1 protein-coding gene is annotated in these 1,050 nt (G+C 59.8%); it reads right to left on the bottom strand.

What is annotated here, in order from left to right:
- Window positions 1-15: 15 nt before the first annotated feature.
- A protein-coding gene (locus NSE01_RS21095; RefSeq protein WP_147161515.1) for an IS5 family transposase occupies window positions 16-776 on the bottom strand; the annotation gives its coding sequence in 2 pieces (ribosomal slippage) (window positions 16-446 and window positions 446-776; 762 coding nt in all).
- Between the last annotated feature and the right edge of the window lie 274 nt (window positions 777-1,050).

Below are 1,050 nucleotides of genomic sequence, written 5' to 3'. Positions count from 1 at the left end.
TAGGGCGTAGACTCATTAAGCGGCGCACCAGATGCGAGCGCAGATGAGTTTGACAGCGGCGAGGTAGTTTTCAGGGCACTTGTCGTAGCGTGTGGCGATGCCACGGAAGTGTTTGATGCGGTTGAAGAAGCGCTCCACGAGGTTGCGTTGTCTGTAAAGCCAACCCGAGAAGGCGAAGCGCTGCTTGCGGTTGGAACGCGACGGGATGTTGGCCCAGGCGTTCTTGCTGGCGGCGGCTTCACGGATGGCATTGCTGTCGTATCCCTTGTCCGCCAGTAGCGTGGCACCCTCGGGCATGGCATCGAGGAGAGCTTCGGCTTCAACGCTGTCGTGAACCTGGCCACCGGTCAGGCGCAAGGCGACGGGACGACCGTCAGCGTCAACGAGGGCATGGATCTTGCTCGTGAGGCCACCTCGGGAACGTCCCATGCCACGATCTCCGGAGCCCCCTTTTTACCCGTCGCACCGTGCTGGTGGACGCGGACGCAAGTGGAATCGATCATCACGATCTCACCCTCGAAAGCGGCGGATACCTCAGCGAGCAACCGGTCCCACACCCCGGCCTTGCGCCAGCGGACGAACCGGTTGTAGCAGGTCGTCGAAGGGCCATAACGCTCGGGTATTTCTGCCCACGGTGAGCCCGTTCGAAAGCGCCAAAGAATACCGTTCAGCACGCGCCGGTCGTCAACACGTGGAACGCCGCGCGGTTTGTTCGGCAGGAGTGGCGCGATGACCAACCATTCCCCGTCCGTCAGTTCGTATCGCCGCCGTGCCATCAAGCCTCCATCGTAATAGAGAACCTGAATCACGTGAGCTGGAAAACCTCAAGCCTGCTTGGCAATTTACGGCTCAATGCTCGCATTGGCCGTCTCTCCACGCGCCGCCGCTATCAAGGCAGGCATCTTGCGCCACCCAAGGCGATAATCGCATGAATGCTGCAAGGGCGACAATCGCAAGGCCCAACGCCAGAACCGCCCGCTTCCATGTGATGTGCATACCCTTTCATATCACACGCAAAATCAGTCGCCAGATTTTATGAGTTTACGGCCT

Origin of the sequence: Novosphingobium sediminis, from assembly GCF_007991615.1 — a bacterium.
Taxonomy (GTDB): Bacteria; Pseudomonadota; Alphaproteobacteria; order Sphingomonadales; family Sphingomonadaceae; genus Novosphingobium; species Novosphingobium sediminis.
The sequence above is the reverse complement of the archived record's forward strand: the minus strand, read 5'-3'. Positions and strand labels throughout refer to the sequence as shown.